Source organism: Magnetovibrio sp., from assembly GCF_036568125.1.
Taxonomy (GTDB): domain Bacteria; phylum Pseudomonadota; class Alphaproteobacteria; order Rhodospirillales; family Magnetovibrionaceae; genus Magnetovibrio.
The window spans coordinates 1-17706 of sequence record NZ_DATCTF010000013.1 but is presented as its reverse complement, the minus strand read 5'-3'; the positions used below and the strand labels follow the sequence as shown (position 1 = coordinate 17706).

16 protein-coding genes and 2 tRNA genes are annotated in these 17706 nt (G+C 57.2%); 7 read left to right on the top strand and 11 right to left on the bottom strand.

The annotated features are described in order from the left end of the window. Positions 1-54: 54 nt before the first annotated feature. Complete coding sequence (locus tag VIN96_RS10695; RefSeq protein WP_331896095.1) at positions 55-678, bottom strand: ribonuclease D; 624 nt, start codon at positions 676-678, stop codon at positions 55-57. A 102-nt stretch (positions 679-780) separates the two neighbouring features. Further along, positions 781-867: transfer RNA gene (locus VIN96_RS10690), tRNA-Leu, on the bottom strand. A gap of 150 nt (positions 868-1017) precedes the next feature. Here VIN96_RS10690 and VIN96_RS10685 point away from each other — a divergent pair. Genes VIN96_RS10685 through VIN96_RS10675 form a run of 3 tightly spaced genes read left to right on the top strand, consistent with a single transcriptional unit; the run spans position 1018 to position 2969 of the window. Continuing rightward, on the top strand, positions 1018-1641 hold the full coding sequence (locus tag VIN96_RS10685) for a class I SAM-dependent methyltransferase (RefSeq protein ID WP_331896094.1): 624 nt from the start codon (positions 1018-1020) through the stop codon (positions 1639-1641). Positions 1642-1701: 60 nt separating this feature from the next. Further along, the gene (locus tag VIN96_RS10680; RefSeq protein WP_331896092.1) at positions 1702-2733 is read left to right on the top strand and encodes a complex I NDUFA9 subunit family protein; all 1032 of its coding nucleotides are present in this window, start codon (positions 1702-1704) and stop codon (positions 2731-2733) included. Beyond that, entirely contained in the window at positions 2733-2969 is a 237-nt protein-coding gene (locus VIN96_RS10675) for a GDCCVxC domain-containing (seleno)protein (RefSeq protein ID WP_331896090.1), read from the top strand. Before VIN96_RS10680 ends, VIN96_RS10675 begins: the two co-directional genes overlap by 1 nt. Positions 2970-2978: 9 nt before the next feature. Here VIN96_RS10675 and VIN96_RS10670 read toward each other — a convergent pair whose 3' ends face one another. Both VIN96_RS10670 and VIN96_RS10665 read right to left on the bottom strand, forming a co-directional pair. Continuing rightward, positions 2979-3335 carry a MarR family transcriptional regulator gene (locus VIN96_RS10670; protein WP_331896089.1) on the bottom strand — a complete coding sequence of 119 codons (357 nt, stop codon included), beginning with the start codon at positions 3333-3335 and terminating at the stop codon, positions 2979-2981. Between the two features lie 107 nt (positions 3336-3442). Beyond that, positions 3443-4849, bottom strand: coding sequence for a leucyl aminopeptidase family protein (locus VIN96_RS10665; protein ID WP_331896087.1), 1407 nt, complete (start codon positions 4847-4849; stop codon positions 3443-3445). Positions 4850-5186: 337 nt separating this feature from the next. Between VIN96_RS10665 and VIN96_RS10660 the strand changes: the two genes are divergently transcribed. Continuing rightward, complete coding sequence (locus VIN96_RS10660) at positions 5187-5837, top strand: TetR/AcrR family transcriptional regulator (protein WP_331896085.1); 651 nt, start codon at positions 5187-5189, stop codon at positions 5835-5837. Positions 5838-5891: 54 nt separating this feature from the next. Here the strand turns inward: VIN96_RS10660 and VIN96_RS10655 are convergent, their stop codons facing one another. Next, positions 5892-7871 (bottom strand): DEAD/DEAH box helicase, encoded by a 1980-nt coding sequence (locus VIN96_RS10655; RefSeq protein ID WP_331896083.1) that lies wholly within the window; start codon positions 7869-7871, stop codon positions 5892-5894. A 221-nt stretch (positions 7872-8092) separates the two neighbouring features. Between VIN96_RS10655 and VIN96_RS10650 the strand changes: the two genes are divergently transcribed. Beyond that, the gene (locus VIN96_RS10650) at positions 8093-8728 is read left to right on the top strand and encodes an HAD family hydrolase (protein ID WP_331896081.1); all 636 of its coding nucleotides are present in this window, start codon (positions 8093-8095) and stop codon (positions 8726-8728) included. On the opposite strand, the gene phnE (VIN96_RS10645) is transcribed toward VIN96_RS10650, so the two are convergent. The 5 genes from phnE (VIN96_RS10645) to VIN96_RS10625 form a co-directional block, all read right to left on the bottom strand. After that, positions 8725-9537 (bottom strand): phosphonate ABC transporter, permease protein PhnE, encoded by an 813-nt coding sequence (gene phnE, locus VIN96_RS10645; protein ID WP_331896079.1) that lies wholly within the window; start codon positions 9535-9537, stop codon positions 8725-8727. The two genes, VIN96_RS10650 and phnE (VIN96_RS10645), sit on opposite strands and share 4 nt — an antisense overlap. Further along, positions 9534-10364: a phosphonate ABC transporter, permease protein PhnE gene (gene phnE, locus VIN96_RS10640; RefSeq protein WP_331896077.1), complete on the bottom strand. Its 831-nt coding sequence runs from the start codon at positions 10362-10364 to the stop codon at positions 9534-9536. Before phnE (VIN96_RS10640) ends, phnE (VIN96_RS10645) begins: the two co-directional genes overlap by 4 nt. A 32-nt stretch (positions 10365-10396) precedes the next feature. Next, entirely contained in the window at positions 10397-11221 is an 825-nt protein-coding gene (gene phnC / locus VIN96_RS10635; protein ID WP_331896076.1) for a phosphonate ABC transporter ATP-binding protein, read from the bottom strand. A 98-nt stretch (positions 11222-11319) separates the two neighbouring features. Next, positions 11320-12330, bottom strand: a complete 1011-nt coding sequence (phnD, locus tag VIN96_RS10630; protein WP_331896074.1) for a phosphate/phosphite/phosphonate ABC transporter substrate-binding protein — start codon at positions 12328-12330, stop codon at positions 11320-11322. Positions 12331-12455: 125 nt separating this feature from the next. Beyond that, positions 12456-13262, bottom strand: coding sequence for an HAD-IIB family hydrolase (locus VIN96_RS10625; protein ID WP_331896072.1), 807 nt, complete (start codon positions 13260-13262; stop codon positions 12456-12458). Between the two features lie 231 nt (positions 13263-13493). Between VIN96_RS10625 and VIN96_RS10620 the strand changes: the two genes are divergently transcribed. Next, the gene (locus tag VIN96_RS10620; protein WP_331896070.1) at positions 13494-14681 is read left to right on the top strand and encodes an ABC transporter substrate-binding protein; all 1188 of its coding nucleotides are present in this window, start codon (positions 13494-13496) and stop codon (positions 14679-14681) included. Between the two features lie 174 nt (positions 14682-14855). Continuing rightward, a complete protein-coding gene (locus VIN96_RS10615) occupies positions 14856-17330 on the top strand; it encodes a PAS domain S-box protein (protein ID WP_331896068.1) in 2475 nt (824 codons plus the stop codon). Positions 17331-17480: 150 nt separating this feature from the next. Here the strand turns inward: VIN96_RS10615 and VIN96_RS10610 are convergent. Continuing rightward, a tRNA-Ser gene (locus VIN96_RS10610) sits at positions 17481-17570 on the bottom strand. Positions 17571-17706 lie beyond the last annotated feature (136 nt).

The window sequence follows — 17706 nt, the reverse complement described above, 5'->3', positions numbered from 1 at the left end:
TCAACGAAAATATGGGCCGCGCGCCGGATCGGATCAAGGCGCGCCGTTCAGCCCTCACTTATGAGCGAAAATATCGTTTTCAGACCAGCCCGCGAGATCCAGGTCGGTGCGGGTGTGCAAGAAATCGAAACAGCTTTGCGCCAGTTCGGTGCGGCCTTCGCGGGCCAGCATAGTCATCAGCTTTTCGCGCACGGTATGCAGATACAACACGTCCGTCGCGGCGTAGAGCAACTGGTCATCGCTCAAGGTATCTTGGCCCCAATCGGACGATTGCTGCTCTTTGGAAATTTCCACCCCGGCCAATTCGCGGCACACTTCCTTGTAGCCGTGACGGTCGGTATAGGTGCGCGCCAGCTTGGACGCGATCTTGGTGCAAAAAACCGGATTGGTGCGGATGCCCAACGCGTGCTTGAGGATCATCACGTCAAAACGCGCGAAATGGAAAATCTTGACGATGCTCTCATCTTCCATCAACCGCTTGAGGTTCGGCGCTTCGCTCTGACCTTGGGCGATCTGCACCAGATGACACACCCCGTCACCGCCCGACAGCTGCACCACGCACAGACGGTCACGCAGCGGATTGAGGCCCATGGCCTCGCTATCGACCGCAATGGCGTCCTTGAAGACCAACCCATCGGGCAAGTCGTTTTTATAGAGATGAATTTTGGGATCCGTCATCGCGTGCTCTTTCCGTCCGTTTACGGTGAGCCGCGCACTCGTCACACGAACCGGCCCCCCATCGTGCTTTACTCGTCAGACGACTTTAAAGCATTGAGAGGATGGTGCCCAGGAGAAGACTCGAACTTCCACGACCTTGCGGCCACAGGTACCTGAAACCTGCGCGTCTACCAATTCCGCCACCTGGGCTGACGAGTTACCGACCTTGCGGCCTTTGCCGTCCGGCGCATCAACTAAAGCTCTGTGCGATAGATGTCAACCAGATAACGGTGGCTACCCTGTTTTTCTTGCGATTCAAGTTCTCTGGATCGAAAAACGCTGCTGGCGTATGGTACGGGCATGTCCCTTCGAGACCACTATGACCGCCACGTTTTGCCGCATCTGATCGACGTCGCCATGCGCGCGCCGATGGCCAGTCGCGAGCGTCAGCAACTGATCCCCCAAGCCTCCGGCGTTGTGTTGGAAATTGGCGCGGGCTCGGGTCTCAACATGCCTTTTTACGGCCCCGAGGTGTGTAAACTTTTTGCCTTAGAGCCCAGCGAAAAGCTGCGCCGTAAGGCGCAGCCGAAAGCCGCCAACACTTCATTTGAGGTCGAGTTCCTGGCCCTCAAAGGCGAAGATATCCCGCTTGAGCCCTCCAGCATCGACACCGTGGTCACAACCTGGACGCTGTGCACCATTCCTGATCCAATAAAAGCATTGCAAGCTATGTATAGGGTTCTCAAACCCGGCGGACGGCTTTTGTTCGTCGAACACGGCCGCGCACCCGAGGACCGTTTGGCGCGGTGGCAGGACCGCCTGACACCGGCGTGGTCTTGCTGCGCGGGGGGCTGCCATCTCAATCGTCGCCCCGACCAACTCATCGCAGCCGCCGGATTCGCGCTTGAACGGCTTGAACAAGGTTATCTAGATGGGCCGAAACTGCTGACGTATCACTACAAGGGACTTGCCCGGCGCGGCTAGAGAGTCGAATATCGTCGCCAGGGACGCAACAAACGCATCATTTGTTTTGAGGAGGGATTTATGGCTACTCGTCTGGTCACCGTATTCGGCGGAAACGGTTTTGTCGGCAGACACATCGTGCAACGCCTGGCGAACCGTGGCGATCGTGTGCGCGTCGCTTGCCGCGATCCCGAATCGGCAATTTTCCTCAAACCCTTGGGCAATCCAGGCCAGATCGTCGCCGTCAAAGCCAACATCGCCAACGCCGCCGAAGTCGCGCGCGCCGTCGAGGGGGCGGACGCGGTGGTCAACTGCGTCGGCCTGCTGGCGTCGATCGGCCGCAACACCTTTCAACGTGCCCATGTCGAGGGCGCGGGCAATGTCGCAAAGGCCGCAAAGGCCGCAGGCGTCAAATCCTTGGTGCAGATCTCAGCGTTGGGCGCGGATGCGGATTCCAATTCCACCTACGCCCAGACCAAGGCCGCAGGCGAAAGCGCCGTTTTAAGCGCTTTTCCAGAAGCGGTGATCTTGCGCCCGTCGATCATCCTCGGGCCCGAAGACGGTTTCATGAACATGTTCGCCGCGATCGCGCGGTGGAGCCCGGTGGTGCCGATCATCGGCTGTCCGATCATGCCTAAATTCAAAATGGAAGCCGGTCAAGACACCCAGTGGCGCTTTCCCACGTTCGAATTCTGCGATTTCGGCGGCACCCGTTTTCAGCCCATCTATGTCGGCGACGTCGCCGACGCCGTGATCAAGAGCCTCGATAGCGCCGACGCCCACGGCAAGGTCTACGAGCTGACCGGGCCGCGGGTCTACACCTTCCGCCGCTTGATGGAACTGATGCTCAAAGTCACCGGGCGCAAACGCTTGATCGTGCCCTATCCGATTCCGCTGGCGTACATCACCGCGTTTTTCATGGAATTCGTGCCCGGCAAACCGCTGACCCGCGATCAGGTGCGGTTGCTCAAGACCGACAACGTGCTCAGTGGCGAAAATCCCACCATCAAGGATTTGGGAATCACGCCGCAGGGCATCGAATCGGTTCTGCCCACGTATCTGAGCAGCTACCAGCCGCCGTCGGGTCGGCGCGTGCGCATGCGTGAGGTGTGATGGCTGATCCGCGTGACGCCAGGAACATCAAGCTCACATCGACCATCACGTGCCCACACTGCGGCCACGTCGAAACCGAAACCATGCCCACGGACGCGTGTCAGTATTTTTACGACTGCAAGGGTTGCGGCGCGGTGCTGAAGCCCAAACCGGGCGATTGCTGCGTCTTTTGCTCGTACGCGGACACGCCGTGCCCGCCCATACAGGCCAATGCCTCTTGTTGTGGAGATAAATAAAGCGTCGCTTTACGCTTTGTTGGCGATGCCGCGCGCCGCAGCGACAATCAGTTCGCCGTATTCGCGCAAAAACACCGAACCGCGCACGGTGCGCTGGATCAACACAGACCGACGGTCCTCTTCATCGACCTTGCGGCGCACCAACTCCATATCGCCGAGGCGGTCGATGGCGCGAGTGATGGCAGGTTTTGAAACCTTGAGCGTATCGGCCAAGCCACGCACGGTGTGCGGCGGCGGGGTCAGGTAAACGGTCAACAACAAGGCCATTTGACGCGCCGTCAGGTCCGGTGCATCCAAACGTACGCTGCTGACGATGGCGCGACGCCACAAATCCAAAGCATCCAGTTCGGAAAGTTCGATGGACATGATGGCGTGTTTCCCCTTTTGCGCGAAACGAGTGTGCGAATCGATTCGTTACGATAGCGGTCTATTTGTAGCCGACGCCGATGATCGGGGCAAGTCACAATGCTCGTTCAACTGCCGTATCGGCGGGCCAACACCTCGAACAGGGCACGCATCGACATGGCTTCACCGCCTTCGGGCTTGCCCGATTGCGCCGATACGTTCCATCCCATCAAATCCACATGTGCCCACGATACGCCTTCGCCGACGAAATGTTCCAAGAATAATGCCGCCATGATCGCGCCGCCATACGAGCTGTCCGTATCGTTGCGCAAATCCGCGATCTTGCTTTTGGTCTGTTTTTTGTAAGGCCCATGCAGCGGTAGGCGCCACAGCGGGTCGGCGGTTTGTGTGCCCGCATCGAGTATTTCTGCGGCCAGAGTATCGTCATTGCAAAACAGCGCCGGAAGTTCCGTCCCCAACGCGACCCGCGCCGCGCCCGTCAAGGTCGCGAAATCGAACACGATATCGGGGCGGTCTTCGCTGGCCAACGCCAAGGCATCGGCCAGGATCACCCGCCCTTCGGCATCGGTGTTGCCGATTTCGACGCTGAGGCCCTTGCGTGTGCCGATGACGTCCAAGGGGCGCATGGCGGTGCCGGACACGCTGTTTTCCACCGCCGCGATGATGACCCGCAGCCGCACATCCAGCTTCGCCGCCATGATCATCGACGCCAAGCCCAACGCATGCGCAGCGCCGCCCATGTCTTTTTTCATCAGCTTCATGCCGGTTGTCGACTTGATGTCCAAACCGCCGGTGTCGAAGGTCACGCCTTTGCCAACCAACGTCACGGTTGGGGCGTCGGCGCGGCCCCAGGTGAATTCAAGCAAGCGCGGCGCACGGCTTTCTTCCGCGCCACGTCCGACCGCGTAAACGGCGGGGAAATCTTCGCGGATCAAATCCACGCCGACGATTTCGCGAAACGACGCACCAGAAGCATCCGCCAGTTCCTTGGCCGCCGCCGACAGCTCCGTCGGGCCGAGGTCGGACGCCGGGGTGTTGATTAAATCGCGCACCAAAACGGTCGCGCCATATGCCCCACGCACGGCGGCTTGATCGCAGCCTTCCGGCCACACCAGTAACAGCGTGTCCGCGTCGTCCTGTTCGGTGTTTTCGACTTTTCTGTAGCGATCAAAGCTATACGCAGCCAACGCAAAACCCATCGCCGCGTCAAAAGCGTCCGCAGCGCTGAGTTCAGTAACGATGCGGTACACACCGCTCTTCAAGCCATCCCAAAGACCGGACCAAGACCACAGCCCACCGCGATCTTCGTTGCCGCCGATCACGTATATCGCCCCGCGCGGACCTTGCTCGCCCGGCAGCAATGCCACTTGACCGCCCTGCCCCTTAAACCCGCAAGCCGTCAGCCAACGGCGCACGGCATCGGATTGACCCGCAAGCCAACCATCATACGCCTCTTCGCGGATGGTTTCGACGGGCACAGCTGAGTCGATCGGATCGATGAGACAATTGGGCATAACAATATTCCTGACCAAGGTAACGCGAGTGACCCTGAATTTACTCCGTGCCCGTTCGCATCGCCAGGGGCTTGTCCCGGCCTATGGCAGAAAAAACCGGACCCCGAGAACGGGATCCGGTTGAATTCGGGTAACGCCTGCGAGGGTAGAAGGCCAAACCGCCGAAACGGCTTGCACAGTCGTCACCCAATTAAAGTCATATGTGAGTTCACATGCGACAAAAAATAAAACAAAAGTTTATGTTTTGCAAGCTGACGATTGCACCTCGGACCATTTGCTTCATCATCGCAGAATAAGGTAGCAATAGAGTTCAACCGCAACGAACAGGATTGGCGACATGTCCAGGGCCCAGCCCATTCCGCCAGAGCATCTGCAACAACGCCGCGCCCCGCATCAAGACCGTTCTCGCGACGCGCTTGAACGAATTTTGCAGTCGGCTGCAGATTTGCTGTCCGAACATGGCATCGAAAAGCTCACCACCCGGCATATTGCCAAGCGGGCCGGGGTTAACATCTCGACCCTGTATCAGTTTTTTCCCAACAAGCATGCCATCGTCTACAGCTTGTACGAAAGCTGGATCGCGGCGGCCAAGGTGGTTTTTTCCGAGGCGGACCAAGCCCTGGACGGCACCACCGACTGGCGGGATTTTTTCATGAATTTTCTCGTCGCACTTGAGGACGTCGGTTATTCCGCCAAGCTGGAATCCAGGCTGATGCAGGCCATGGGCGTGTTCGCGGACCTGCGCAAGTTGGATCAGGACTATCTCAACTGGGCCACCGCCAAGATTGCGGGATACATTCTCCACTTCGCACCGTCCTGCCCGTCTGAACGGGCCACCGCGATGGCGTCCATCCTACTGGAATGGGATATGGCTCTGGCCAATCAGGAAATCGCCTACAAAGGTCCGGTGCACGATCACATCATGAAAATGACCAGCGACGCGTTGCTGCATCTGCTCGGCGAATGCATCGAAGGCCCGCACGCCTGACGAAACAAGCGGCACGGGCCCTCAAAATGAACGAACTTACCGCCTTTGAGGCGCTTAGTCCTTTCTGTAGGTCTTTTTGCGCTTCAAAGGGCTGGAGCCGGCCTTGTGAGCGCCGAACCCGCTTGTGCGCGGCTTTGCATCGGACTTGGACCCCGTTTTCGAGCCCGACTTGTCATCGCCCTTGGCAAATTTCGGTTTGTAGGTTTTTTTCGGCTTTTTTGCCGCCTTTTCCCACGGCTTGGAATCGGCTTTCCCGTCCGGTTTCGCATCGATGGTCAAGGTCTTGCGTTTCGCCGGGGCGCGGTCCTGCTCAAAACTCGGCTTATCGCCGTAAGGTTTTTTCGCACCATGAGACTTGCCCTTGAACGGGCGCTTTTTTGCATAGGGATTGGCGGGCGGGCCGTCTTTAAAGTTGCCTTTGGGCTCATCCTTCGGCGCATCCGGCACGCCTTTGAGGCGATCCACGGTGATGGTTTTTTCCACCTTACGGCTGGGGCCGATGGCTTCGAGAAATTTGTCGACGCTTTCGGGCGCGAGCTCGATATGGGTTTCGTTTTGATGAATTTTAATCGCCCCGATGTCGCGCTTGGTGATGTGACCGGCACGACACAGCATCGGTAACAACCAGCGCGGTTCGGCATTGTGCTTGCGGCCCACCGACAACGAGAACCATACGCCGTTCTTGAAGTCATCGCGCTGCGGCTTTTCGCGTTCTTGCGGTCCGGCGTCGATCAGTTCCTCAGGCGCCGGTTGGTCGGAACGATGCAGACGCAAATACGCCGCCGCGATTTGCTCCGCGCCGTGCTTGGAGAGCAGTTCTTGGGCGAAGGCCTTTTCGTCGTCGCTCAAAGGCTCCGACAGCGCCGGGGCGTCGAGAATGCGCTGATGGTCGCGCTGGGCGATTTCATCCAACGATGGCGGTGCGGCCCATTCGGCCTCGATGTTGGCGCTGCTCAACAAACGTTCGGTGCGCTTGCGCCAGTTGTGCGGCACGATCAACACGCTGGTGCCCTTGCGCCCGGCGCGGCCGGTGCGTCCGCTACGGTGCAACAGCGGTTCGCGGCTTTTGGGGATATCGGCGTGAATGACCAGTTCCAGGTTCGGCAAATCGATGCCGCGCGCTGCCACGTCGGTGGCGATGCACACCCGTGCGCGGCCGTCGCGCATGGCCTGCAAGGCATGGGTACGTTCGTTTTGGCTCAGTTCGCCCGACAATGCGACCACCGAAAAGCCGCGGTTGTTGAAGCGGCTGGTCATGTGGTTGACGGTGGCGCGGGTGGCGCAGAAAACGATGGCGCTTTTGGCTTCGTAATAGCGCAACACGTTGATGATGGCGTTTTCCCGATCGTTGGGCGCAATCGTCAAGGCGCGGTATTCGATGTCGAGGTGCTGTTCGCGTTCCGCCGTGGTGGTGACACGCACCGCATCGCGCTGAAAGCGCTTGGCCAATGTGGCGATGGGACGCGACACGGTGGCCGAAAACAACAACGTGCGCCGATCCGCCGGTGCGGCATCGAGGATGTATTCCAAATCATCGCGAAAGCCGAGATCGAGCATTTCGTCCGCTTCGTCCAGCACCACGCCCTTGAGGTTGGAAGTGTCGAACGAGCCGCGTTCGATATGATCGCGCAAGCGCCCGGGCGTGCCGACCACGATGTGCGCGCCGTTTTGCAGGTTGCGCCGCTCGGTGCGCATGTCCATGCCACCGACGCACGAAACCACCTTGGCACCGGTTTCGGCGTACAGCCATTCCAGTTCGCGCATCACCTGCAGCGCCAATTCGCGTGTCGGCGCCACTGCCAAAGCCAACGGCTTGTCGGCGCGGTCGAAGCGTTCTTCGTCGCCCAGCAGCGTTGGGGCCATCGCCAAACCGAACGCCACGGTCTTACCCGAGCCGGTCTGCGCCGACACCAATGCGTCGGCGTCTTTCAGTTCGGGAGCCAGAACCGCCTTTTGCACTTGGGTCAATTCGGTGTAGCCGCGCTTATTCAACGCCTGGCCAAGCGCCGGAATGACGCCTTCGAAATCTATCATTTTTTTTCTTTCGGAACGCGGGTTTCGTGCGCCGTATTGCGTCTCTTTCGCTGAGGCGGCGGCACGTCGCCGCGACCTCGTGCGCGGCGGAACAATTCAACTTGGCTGTGTTCTATAGAGCCCAAGGGCTGGCGTAAACCGATATTTCTCACCCCCAACCTTTATAACTGCGCGTCAGTGTATCAAAATACACCCTCCAAAGCACAACGAAAGCCACAACCGTGAAACACGTACAGGCCCTTTTTCTCGATTTCGATGGCGTCTTGGTTGAATCGGTCGAGATCAAATCCAAGGCGTTCAAAGCGATTTACGCCGATCAGCCTGCCGATGTGCTGGCGCATATCATGGCCTACCACGGCGCGCACGACGGCATCTCGCGGGTCGTCAAGTTACGCCATTGCCATGAGCACTTTCTCGGTAAACGGTTAAACCAAGATGAGCTCGACGCCTTAACGCTCCGCTATGCCCAACTGGTCGAGGACGCGGTGGTGGACGCGCCGTGGGTGCTCGGCGCGCTGGAGCTGCTGCAATCTCATCATAAAATCTGCAAGCTGTTCGTGGTGTCCGGCACGCCTGACGACGAAATCAAACGCATCGCTCAACGCCGCGCCATGATGGGTTGGCTCACCAGTGTGCACGGTTCGCCGACATCCAAAACCGACATCGTACGCGCGCTCGCCGCGACGCATGGATTGAACCCAAATGACTGTGTGTTTATCGGCGACGCCATGGCCGACTGGACCGCTGCCCACGAAACGGGGATCGCATTTATCGGTCGCGTCGCCACTAACCGCCCCAGTCCCTTCCCCCAAGGCACGCACACGGTTCCAGACTTACGCGGCTTGACGTTCGTTTAGGTGATGCGTTCCCGCACGGATGCGGAAATGAATTCGCTGATCACCACCACGATGAACACCGAAATCAAGATCACCGACACTTCCCGCCACAGGAACTGATTGACAGACGAATAGAGCAAAATCCCGATGCCGCCCGCACCGACAAAACCAAGCACGGTGGACTCGCGGATGTTGATGTCCCAGCGATACACCACCGTTCCGTAAATGACCGGCAAAACCTGGGGCAAGATTCCGAACCACAGAACCTGGAGGCGCGACGCACCGGTGGATTCGATCGCTTCAACGGGGCCTTGGTCGATTTCCTCGATGGCTTCGGCGATCAGTTTTCCGGTAAAACCGATGGAACGCATTGCAATGGCCCAAATGCCCGCCAGCGCCCCTGGACCAAAAATGGCGACGAACAGCAAGCCCCAGATCACCGTGTTCACGGAACGTGACGTCACCAAGATCAAGCGCCCGATCAACCACGTGACGGCGTTTAGGGTGGTGTTGCGTGCGGCTAAAAAAGCGATGGGGAAAGAAATCACCACCGTGACCACCGTACCCAGCGTCGCGATATGCACCGTTTCCAGCAACGCGCCGAGCAACTGATCGAAATACCCCCAAGCCGGCGGCCACATGCGTGTCAGCAGATCGCCTGCTTGAACGTGGGCGTCGAGAAAATAAAACCACGGAATGTTGAGATCCGATACGGACCACACAGCGATGCCGACGATGGACACGTACCAGACGTAACGGATGAGCGTTTCGCGCGGCGAGAACCGTCGCCAGATCTCGGGGTATTTCTTGGCGTGTTTGACGTCGGTCATCTCAACCGCCCCCGTACCCAGTTGGAGAAAAACTCACCGATGAACACCAACGCCACGATACATATCAAAATGGCGAGACTAAAATCATAGTCGTAGCGGGTAAAGGTGGCCGCGAGAACCTGTCCGATGCCCCCCGCGCCGACGATGCCGACCACGGTGGAGTGACGGATATTGGCATCGAGACGGTAGATGGAAACACCAAGATACCGTGGCAACGCTTGCGGCGAGATGCAGTATATCAACAGCTTCGGAAAACTGGCCCCGGTCGCGCGTACGGCTTCGAGCTGCCCCGCGGGCATGTTCTCAATATCTTCGGCGAGCATCTTTGCAATGAAGTTTGTCGACGCCACGATCAGTGTCAAAACGCCGGCCAACGGACCGAAGCCGAAAATTTTGACAAAAAAGATCGCAATGATGATTTCGTGGAAAGAACGCGTCAAAACGATCAATGTGCGCGCCACCAGATAAACCGGCTGGGGCACCAAATTGCGCGCACCGCACAGCCCCAAAGGCACCGCAAAGATCATACCGAAAAAGCTCGCCGCAAGCGCGATTTGCACACTTTCCAAAACGCCGCGCACCAACAGGTTCCAGCGTGAGAAATCGGGCGGCACCATGCGCACGAATATGTCGCCGGCGCGAGGAAGGCCCGTGTAAATACGGCTCCAATCCACCTCCAGCGTGGTGACCGCAAAAATCAAATAGGCGATCGCGGCGACGATCAGGCCGTAACGATACAGCGGATTTTCGATCAGCTTGATGGTCTGCCATTCACGCGGTGCAGGCGCACCGTTTTGCGGATTGGAAGCTAAATTGCTGACACTCATCGTTGCTCACCTCGTCTTTTAGAAACGACGCCTCAACTGGCCGCCTTGGCCTTGCCGACATCATCGTCGCCCTCGTCGTCATCTTCGCCTTCGGGGACTTTGCGGATGGTGGCGCTCCAATCTTCTTCACCGTAAATGTCGGTCAATGTTTGTTCCGTCACTTGATCGGCGGTGCCGTCGAACACCACCTCGCCTTGGCGCAGACCGATGATGCGGTCGGCAAACATTTGCGCCAGCGCCACATCGTGGATGTTCACCAGCGTCAACGTGCCGAATTCTTTCGACAGTTCCACCAGCAGACGCATAACCTGGCGCGAGGTCTTGGGATCGAGACTCGCGGTCGGTTCGTCGACCAACAACAAGGCCGGGTTTTGCATCAACGCACGCGCAATGCCGACGCGCTGACGCTCACCGCCAGAAAGCGCATCCGCGCGGGTGTTGTGGTAACCTTCCAGGCCGACACGGTCGAGCAATTGAAACGCCTTGGCGACGTCTTCGGGCGGAAATTTGCGGCGAAACGCCTGCCAAAAACTGACATAACCCAGTCGCCCCGAAAGCACGTTCTCCATCACCGTTAAACGTTCGACCAAATTGTATTCTTGAAAGATCATGCCCATGCGACGACGCGCCTTGCGCAGATCGCGGCGTCCCAGAACCGTGATGTTTTCATCTTCGAGTACGACCGCGCCGGAACTCGGCTCGATCAAACGGTTGATACAACGAATCAACGTACTTTTGCCCGAACCGGACGGGCCGATGATCGCCACCACTTGCGGTTCTGAAATTGTGAAGTTCACACTTTTCAATGCGGCGGTGCCGGTGGGGTAGGTCTTGGTCAGATTGGTGATGGTCAGCATGGAGAGATCCTACGGGAATGAACCGCCGCTCCTGGGGGAAGTACAGTACGGAGCGGCGGGTATTCAGTTAACCTCACAAGAGTTTGGTATGGTATTGGTTATTTCTTCAAAGCCTCCAAGGCTTCTTGCGAGTAGACGACGCCGTTGTCTTTTTGAATCAGACGGATCGGCGCCCAATGTTCTTTGAAGGTGATGGGAATGAACCGGTCACGCGGCTTGAATTCATTCGCCAGTGCGGTACCCGCCCAATCGAAGGACAGGAACGCATCGACAATTTTGGCCGCCAGATCCGGTTTCAAGTTATAGACATACCCATACGAGGTGGTCGGAAAGTATTGCGATTCCCAAATCACCCGAATGTCTTCGCGTTTGAGCATGCCCTTCATGATCATCCGGTCCATCACGCTCGACGCGATCGGCGCAGCGTCGTAATCACCGTTGACCACGCCCATAACCGAGTTGTCGTGTTTGCCCGAATAGATCACCTCATAGTCCACGTCAGGCGTCACACCCATTTCCTTGAAGAAAGCGCGTGGCGCTTGGTTGCCGGAATTCGACGTCGGCGTCACGTGGGCGATCTTGCGCCCTTTCATATCCGCGACGGTCTTGATGTCGGAATCGGCCTTGGTGATCAGTTGCAGTTTGTAGCCGAACACGTTGCCCTTTTCACCCATGATGGTGAACGGCACATATCCCGCCAGGTTCACGCCATATACCGTTGGCCCGGTTGAAATACCGGCGACGTGCAAGCGTCCCGAACGCATGGCCTCAACCTGGGCGGCATAGGATTCCGCGCCGTACCAGGAAACGCGCTTGCCGGTTTTTTTGGCAAGGTAATCCATGAATTCGGTAAATACATTTTCATACACCGATGGATCTTCCACCGGAGTGTAAGAGAACACCAACGTGCTGGGATCGAGCCATTCGGCCGGATCGGTTGGCGTGTCGGCGACCAGATCGCCGTTTTCGTCGCAATAACGGATGTCCAGATCGCCACGGTTTTTGCATTCCGCGGCGGCGACGGGGCTGCTCAGCCCGGCCAAAAACGCGCCCGCGCAAAGCACCGTCATTGCCGACAAAAAGGTCCTGCGTAACAAGATAGTGGTCATAGTGAATAGCTCCCTATGCTTGGGGCTACGCGGATTTTTTGATATCCGTTAGCCCGTCCCCCTGTATCAGGTTACCATTGTAACATGCATGCGCAAGTTGTTGAACCGGCGAATAATAATCGTACTTATGTGCCTATGATATGGGCCGCGATCAAGGCGTTGGCTAACGCGGCGAAACCCGCACCGCATGGTGCATCGGTCACATAGGTGGGGTGAGCCTCGAGCCGATCTTCAAACTGGACAAGGTTAGCCACGCCCACCGCATGGGGAAAGAACGCAAACATCGGCGCATCGTTGGGCGAGTCCCCGACGAACACGAACGACGCTTTGTCGCGATCCAAATCAAGGCCGAAACATTCGTCCATCATGATCCGCGTCATGGTCAGCTTGTCGTAGGTTCCAAACCAGCCGTTAACATGAATCGAACTGATTTTGGCCGTGGCCCCGGCGGCGGTGAACAGGCCGACGATCCGCTCGACCTCGGACCACGGCAACGGCGCCACGTCCTCGCAAAAATCAATGGCGAGATCGGCTTCGCGGTACAGTTGGTCGGACGCCAGCGCCGCCCCCGGAACCTCGGAAAGGATCTGCGTTTGGAGCAATTCCAAACGCCGACGGTTAGCCGCACGTTCTTCACCGGAGAGCAGAAACCGTTTCACCAGTTTGTGCTGTTTCGCATCGTACCGAAAATAGAACGCGCCGTTCTCACCCACCACCGCATCGACCGGCCACATGCGCGCAATGTGATCGCACCATCCCGCCGGCCGACCCGTCACGGCGATCACCAACAGCCCTTGCTTTTGCAGAGCTTCCAGCGCGCCATATGCTTCGGCGGTGAGCCGTCCGTCGGTGGTCAGAGTGTCATCGATATCGGTGAGTACGCAACGGACGCGCTGCCGATCCACGATGGAAAATTGATCAAGAGATTTCACTCCACCCTCCTCGACAGCCACACTGCTGACAGCCTACGCAATTGCGTTCCAACTATCAAAGGCAAACGGGATTCTGTGTGATCGGGGCACAATGAACCAACGAATAATTGAACACAACTGTAGTCAGTACGTATCATTTAATAGCGGTTCAGATCATATTATCATTTATGATACCTTCTCGCGTGACCCCGCTATTTGCTGCAATCGCGTCCATTTGACCGAGGTTTTTTTATGAAATATTCGCTGCAAACATTTTTTATCGCCATAGTCTCCGCTTTCTTTTCTGTCCTGTCGGCCCACGCGCAGGACACCCGCCCGGTTTACGTTGGTTTTGACGGGGCCTATGGGGTCAAAAATTCGACCTCCGCACAAGCCATCGAATTGGGTCTGAAGGCTGCCATCCACGAAATCAACGCTGCAGGCGGTGTCTTAAACGGACGCCCGATCGAATTGTTGGTTAAAGATAACCGTTCCGTGCCCGCACGCGGCATCGCCAATCTTGAGGATTTTGCCGCAACGCAAGATCTGATTGCCATGTTCGGTGGTCGTTTCAGTCCCGTTCTCTTGCAGCAATTGGAGCGGACACATGAATTGAAGCTTCCATTGCTCGATGTCTGGGCGGCTGCTGATGGCATCACCAATCACACCTATACCCCCAATTATTCGTTTCGTTTGTCGCTCAAAGATTCATGGGCCATGCCTGCGATGCGGGTTCAGGCCCACGCGAAGGGTGGCGACAAAATCGGTCTGTTGCTGCCCAATACCGGCTGGGGACGCAGCAACCAAAAGGCCCTTGGCAAAGAGTTGGAGGTCCACCCTGAAACCACCTTGGTCGGCACCGTTTGGTACAACTGGGGCGAACAGGACATGCTTCAGCATTACCAAGCCCTGATCGATAGCGGCGCACAGGCCATTTTGCTGGTTGCCAACGACCTCGAAGGATCCGTGCTGGTGCGTCAGCTTGGCGCACAGCCGAACGTCGCCCGCGTGCCGATCATTTCACACTGGGGGGTCACCGGCGGCAACATGGTTGAAACCAGCGGTCCCGCCTTGCTGGATCTTGATTTCACCATCGTGCAAACCTTCAGCTTCGCCACCGCGATGCCCAACGCGCGCAAAGTGTTTGAGAAAACCGTCGCCGACATGGCCGGTGTGAAGGACGTCGAAAAACTCGAATCACCCGTCGGCGTCGGACACGCTTACGATATGATGCACATCTTGGCAAAAGCCGTCGATGCGGCCGGCACCACCGACCGTGCAGCCATTCGCCATGCATTGGAAAACCTTGGCGCACATGATGGATTGGTGCGCAACTACGAACGCCCCTTCAGCGACACCAACCACGACGCCTTAAGCCCTGATTTGGTTTTTTTCGCCAAATACCTCGAAGACGGCACGCTCGTTCCCGCTACGCGTTAACAGGAATGAGATATGACGCGAATGACTGAGCCTATGGGGGCGAATAGCGTAGAGCGCACCGTCCGGCGAAGCTGGCGGCATGGCTTCGCCGCAAGCATTATGCTTTCGACGGCAGCCCTGTCGCTAGCGGTCATTCTGATCACGTCGTTTTTTTCCTACAATGCTCTGCGCGATATGTCTCTGAAAGTGGCCCACCAAGCGTTGGATGGCCAAGCCCGCACATTGCGCCATGACTTCGAAGCGCGTATTTCGTCCCTGGCGGCGAATTTGCGCGAAATGTCGTCCAATGCACTGATCGCCAACGCGCTCGCAGATGACATTGGGCGAACGGTCTACCTGCGCGATTTCCTCGGGGGCATTTCCTCTTTGGAAGGTTTCAAGGTCACCGTGGTCATGACCAACTTCCAAGGCGAGCCCCTGGCATCCAATCGCCCAGCTTCCAAGTTGCTGCTCCCTTCGTCCTGGATCGCGGGCGTCGTCGACACCGCCCAGGGAAAAGGTCGCGTCGAACTGATCGACGAGGTTCCCTACCTGCTGCTTGCCCAGCCGATCATCTATCGCAACACGGGCATGGCCGAAGGTGCGTTGGTTTTTCAAGTCAACTTGCAAGACTGGCTGAACTTTGAATTCATCCATCGCACCTTTGACGAAGAACCGTGGTTATCCGCCCTGAGCTTAAAGACCGAGGAAGTTGCTGCCACTCCGGTCAAAACGATCGCAGCCGACGGCCCAAGCGCACAACTGACGCTATCCATGCCCCAAAACGTCGATGGCGTCTCTTTAAGCATCAAACTTGTCGCAAAGCAGGCTTTTGTTCAAACCCCCTTGGATGAGCTGTTGACCAACGTTGCTGGCACAAGCGCGGCCGTTTTCATCGTCGCCTTGCTTGGTAGTTTTTTGATGTCGCGCTGGCAAACCCGCAAGCTTTCCCGACTTCGCGAAGAGGCCGTGAAAATTTCGCAACTCAAAATGTTCGACGTTTCCTTCACTTCGGATGGACAAGATGAGGTGGACGACCTAGCCGAAGCCTTCACCACGCTGGTTGACGAACTGCAACAAGCGTATCGCCAATTGGCTGACGAATCCCAACGTGAAATCGAACAACGCGAGCGGCGTTTTCAAAGCATCATCAACAACAGCGCCGAAGGCATCATCACTCTGTCGAACAAAGGCATTATTGAAACCTTCAACCCGTCCGCCGAACAGATTTTCGGCTATACCGCCGCCGAGGCCATTGGTCACAACATCTCAATTCTCATGCCCGAGAACGAACGAGCAGCACACGACAGTTATCTCAAACATTCCGATCTGCATGCGCCGCGCATCATCAATCGTTCCCGCGACCTACTTGGACTTCGCAAGAGCGGCAGGACCTTCCCGTTGGAACTGAACGTCTCGCCTATGGAACTGGATGGCGAGCATAAATTCATCGGCATCATGCGCGACATTTCGGAACGCAAGCACTTCGAGGACCGCCTGAACGCAGCCCGCATCGAGGCCGAACAAGCGAATTTGGCTAAATCGCAGTTCCTGTCATCCATGAGCCATGAACTGCGCACACCACTCAACGCCATTCTCGGTTTTGGACAACTGCTGGAGATGGAAACGGCCAACCCGCTCACCCAGGCCCAGCAAAACGCCGTAGGACAGATCCTCAAAGGCGGATACCACCTGTTGGAGCTGATCGATCAGGTTCTCAACTTGGCCAAAATCGAAAGCGGCAACTTGACGGTATCGATCGAAGCCATCGATGTCGCCGGGCAACTCATAGACGCGCTGACCATGGCCCAGTCGATGGCCGATAAACGCAACATTCACCTTGAGTATGACATTCCCGACCCGCAAACCATGTTCGTCTATGCCGATCATACCCGGCTGCAGCAGATTCTTCTCAACCTGCTATCCAACGCCGCCAAATACAATCGAGAAAGCGGGGCCATATATCTGCGTTGCCACGCCGTAGGAGAGCTTTGTCGATTTGAAGTCGAAGACACCGGCCTGGGCATCGACGAAGACCTTCACGACGAGGTGTTCGCGCCTTTCAACCGTCTGGGGGCAGAAAGCAGCGATATCGAAGGCACCGGCATCGGCCTGACCATTACCCAAGAGCTTGTCCACTTGATGGGCGGCACAATCGGCTTCACCTCGACCGTGGGAAAGGGCTCGTTGTTCTGGTTCGAACTTCCCCTGGCCTCTACCGAGGAAAACCTTCAGCGCCTCAAACAAGCATACGACATCGGTGTGGCGCCAGGAGAACAAGACGACGGCGAGCCGAGCCGGAAGATTCTCTACGTGGAAGACAATCCCGCCAATCTTCAGCTCATGGAAATGATCCTCGACAATTATGATCGCTATGAATTGATCTCGGCACACACTGCGGAACTTGGGATCGCGCTGGCGGAATCAGACCACCCGGATGTCATCTTGATGGATATTCACCTTCCCGGCATGAACGGCATCGACGCCATGCGGTCCTTGCGCCGCAATCCCTTGACGAAGCAGATTCCCATCATCGCCATCAGCGCCAACGCCATGGAAAAAGATATTCAATTCGCGTTGGATGCCGGATTCGACAACTATCTAACCAAACCACTCAACATCCCCGATGTTCTCAAGGCGCTCACCGCCGCGTTGCGGTCAGCCGTGTAACACCATGCATCCCTGGTGAGATGACCAACATTTTAGGTCAGACCTACGCCAAAGCGGGACATTCTAACAAAAACGGGCTGCACCCCTGGTAAGGTGCAGCCCGTTTTTAGATAAAGAAAAGCCCCAGCCACCCGGGGCCTTTCAGCATTATGGCGGAGAGAGAGGGATTCGAACCCTCGATACGGTTGCCCGCATACACGCTTTCCAAGCGTGCTCCTTCAACCACTCGGACATCTCTCCGTGTCTTTAGAATCAGTAGTTTACAGGCTAGTTGCTGAGCCGGCAAACCCAAATCGTGTAACGAATTGTGTAAGACCCCTTAATCTCTCGCGATCACTTACGGCGATTTGGTCCCGCTTGCGACCAAGGGTTGGCC

Excerpts from the sequence above, each read along its gene's own strand:
- VIN96_RS10695 (WP_331896095.1), bottom strand. The coding sequence starts at position 678 with ATGACGGATCCCAAAATTCATCTCTATAAAAACGACTTGCCCGATGGG.
- VIN96_RS10685 (WP_331896094.1), top strand. The coding sequence starts at position 1,018 with ATGTCCCTTCGAGACCACTATGACCGCCACGTTTTGCCGCATCTGATC.
- VIN96_RS10680 (WP_331896092.1), top strand. The coding sequence starts at position 1,702 with ATGGCTACTCGTCTGGTCACCGTATTCGGCGGAAACGGTTTTGTCGGC.
- VIN96_RS10675 (WP_331896090.1), top strand. The coding sequence starts at position 2,733 with ATGGCTGATCCGCGTGACGCCAGGAACATCAAGCTCACATCGACCATC.
- VIN96_RS10670 (WP_331896089.1), bottom strand. The coding sequence starts at position 3,335 with ATGTCCATCGAACTTTCCGAACTGGATGCTTTGGATTTGTGGCGTCGC.
- VIN96_RS10665 (WP_331896087.1), bottom strand. The coding sequence starts at position 4,849 with ATGCCCAATTGTCTCATCGATCCGATCGACTCAGCTGTGCCCGTCGAA.
- VIN96_RS10660 (WP_331896085.1), top strand. The coding sequence starts at position 5,187 with ATGTCCAGGGCCCAGCCCATTCCGCCAGAGCATCTGCAACAACGCCGC.
- VIN96_RS10655 (WP_331896083.1), bottom strand. The coding sequence starts at position 7,871 with ATGATAGATTTCGAAGGCGTCATTCCGGCGCTTGGCCAGGCGTTGAAT.
- phnE (WP_331896079.1), bottom strand. The coding sequence starts at position 9,537 with ATGACCGACGTCAAACACGCCAAGAAATACCCCGAGATCTGGCGACGG.
- phnE (WP_331896077.1), bottom strand. The coding sequence starts at position 10,364 with ATGAGTGTCAGCAATTTAGCTTCCAATCCGCAAAACGGTGCGCCTGCA.
- phnC (WP_331896076.1), bottom strand. The coding sequence starts at position 11,221 with ATGCTGACCATCACCAATCTGACCAAGACCTACCCCACCGGCACCGCC.
- phnD (WP_331896074.1), bottom strand. The coding sequence starts at position 12,330 with ATGACCACTATCTTGTTACGCAGGACCTTTTTGTCGGCAATGACGGTG.
- VIN96_RS10620 (WP_331896070.1), top strand. The coding sequence starts at position 13,494 with ATGAAATATTCGCTGCAAACATTTTTTATCGCCATAGTCTCCGCTTTC.
- VIN96_RS10615 (WP_331896068.1), top strand. The coding sequence starts at position 14,856 with ATGTCTCTGAAAGTGGCCCACCAAGCGTTGGATGGCCAAGCCCGCACA.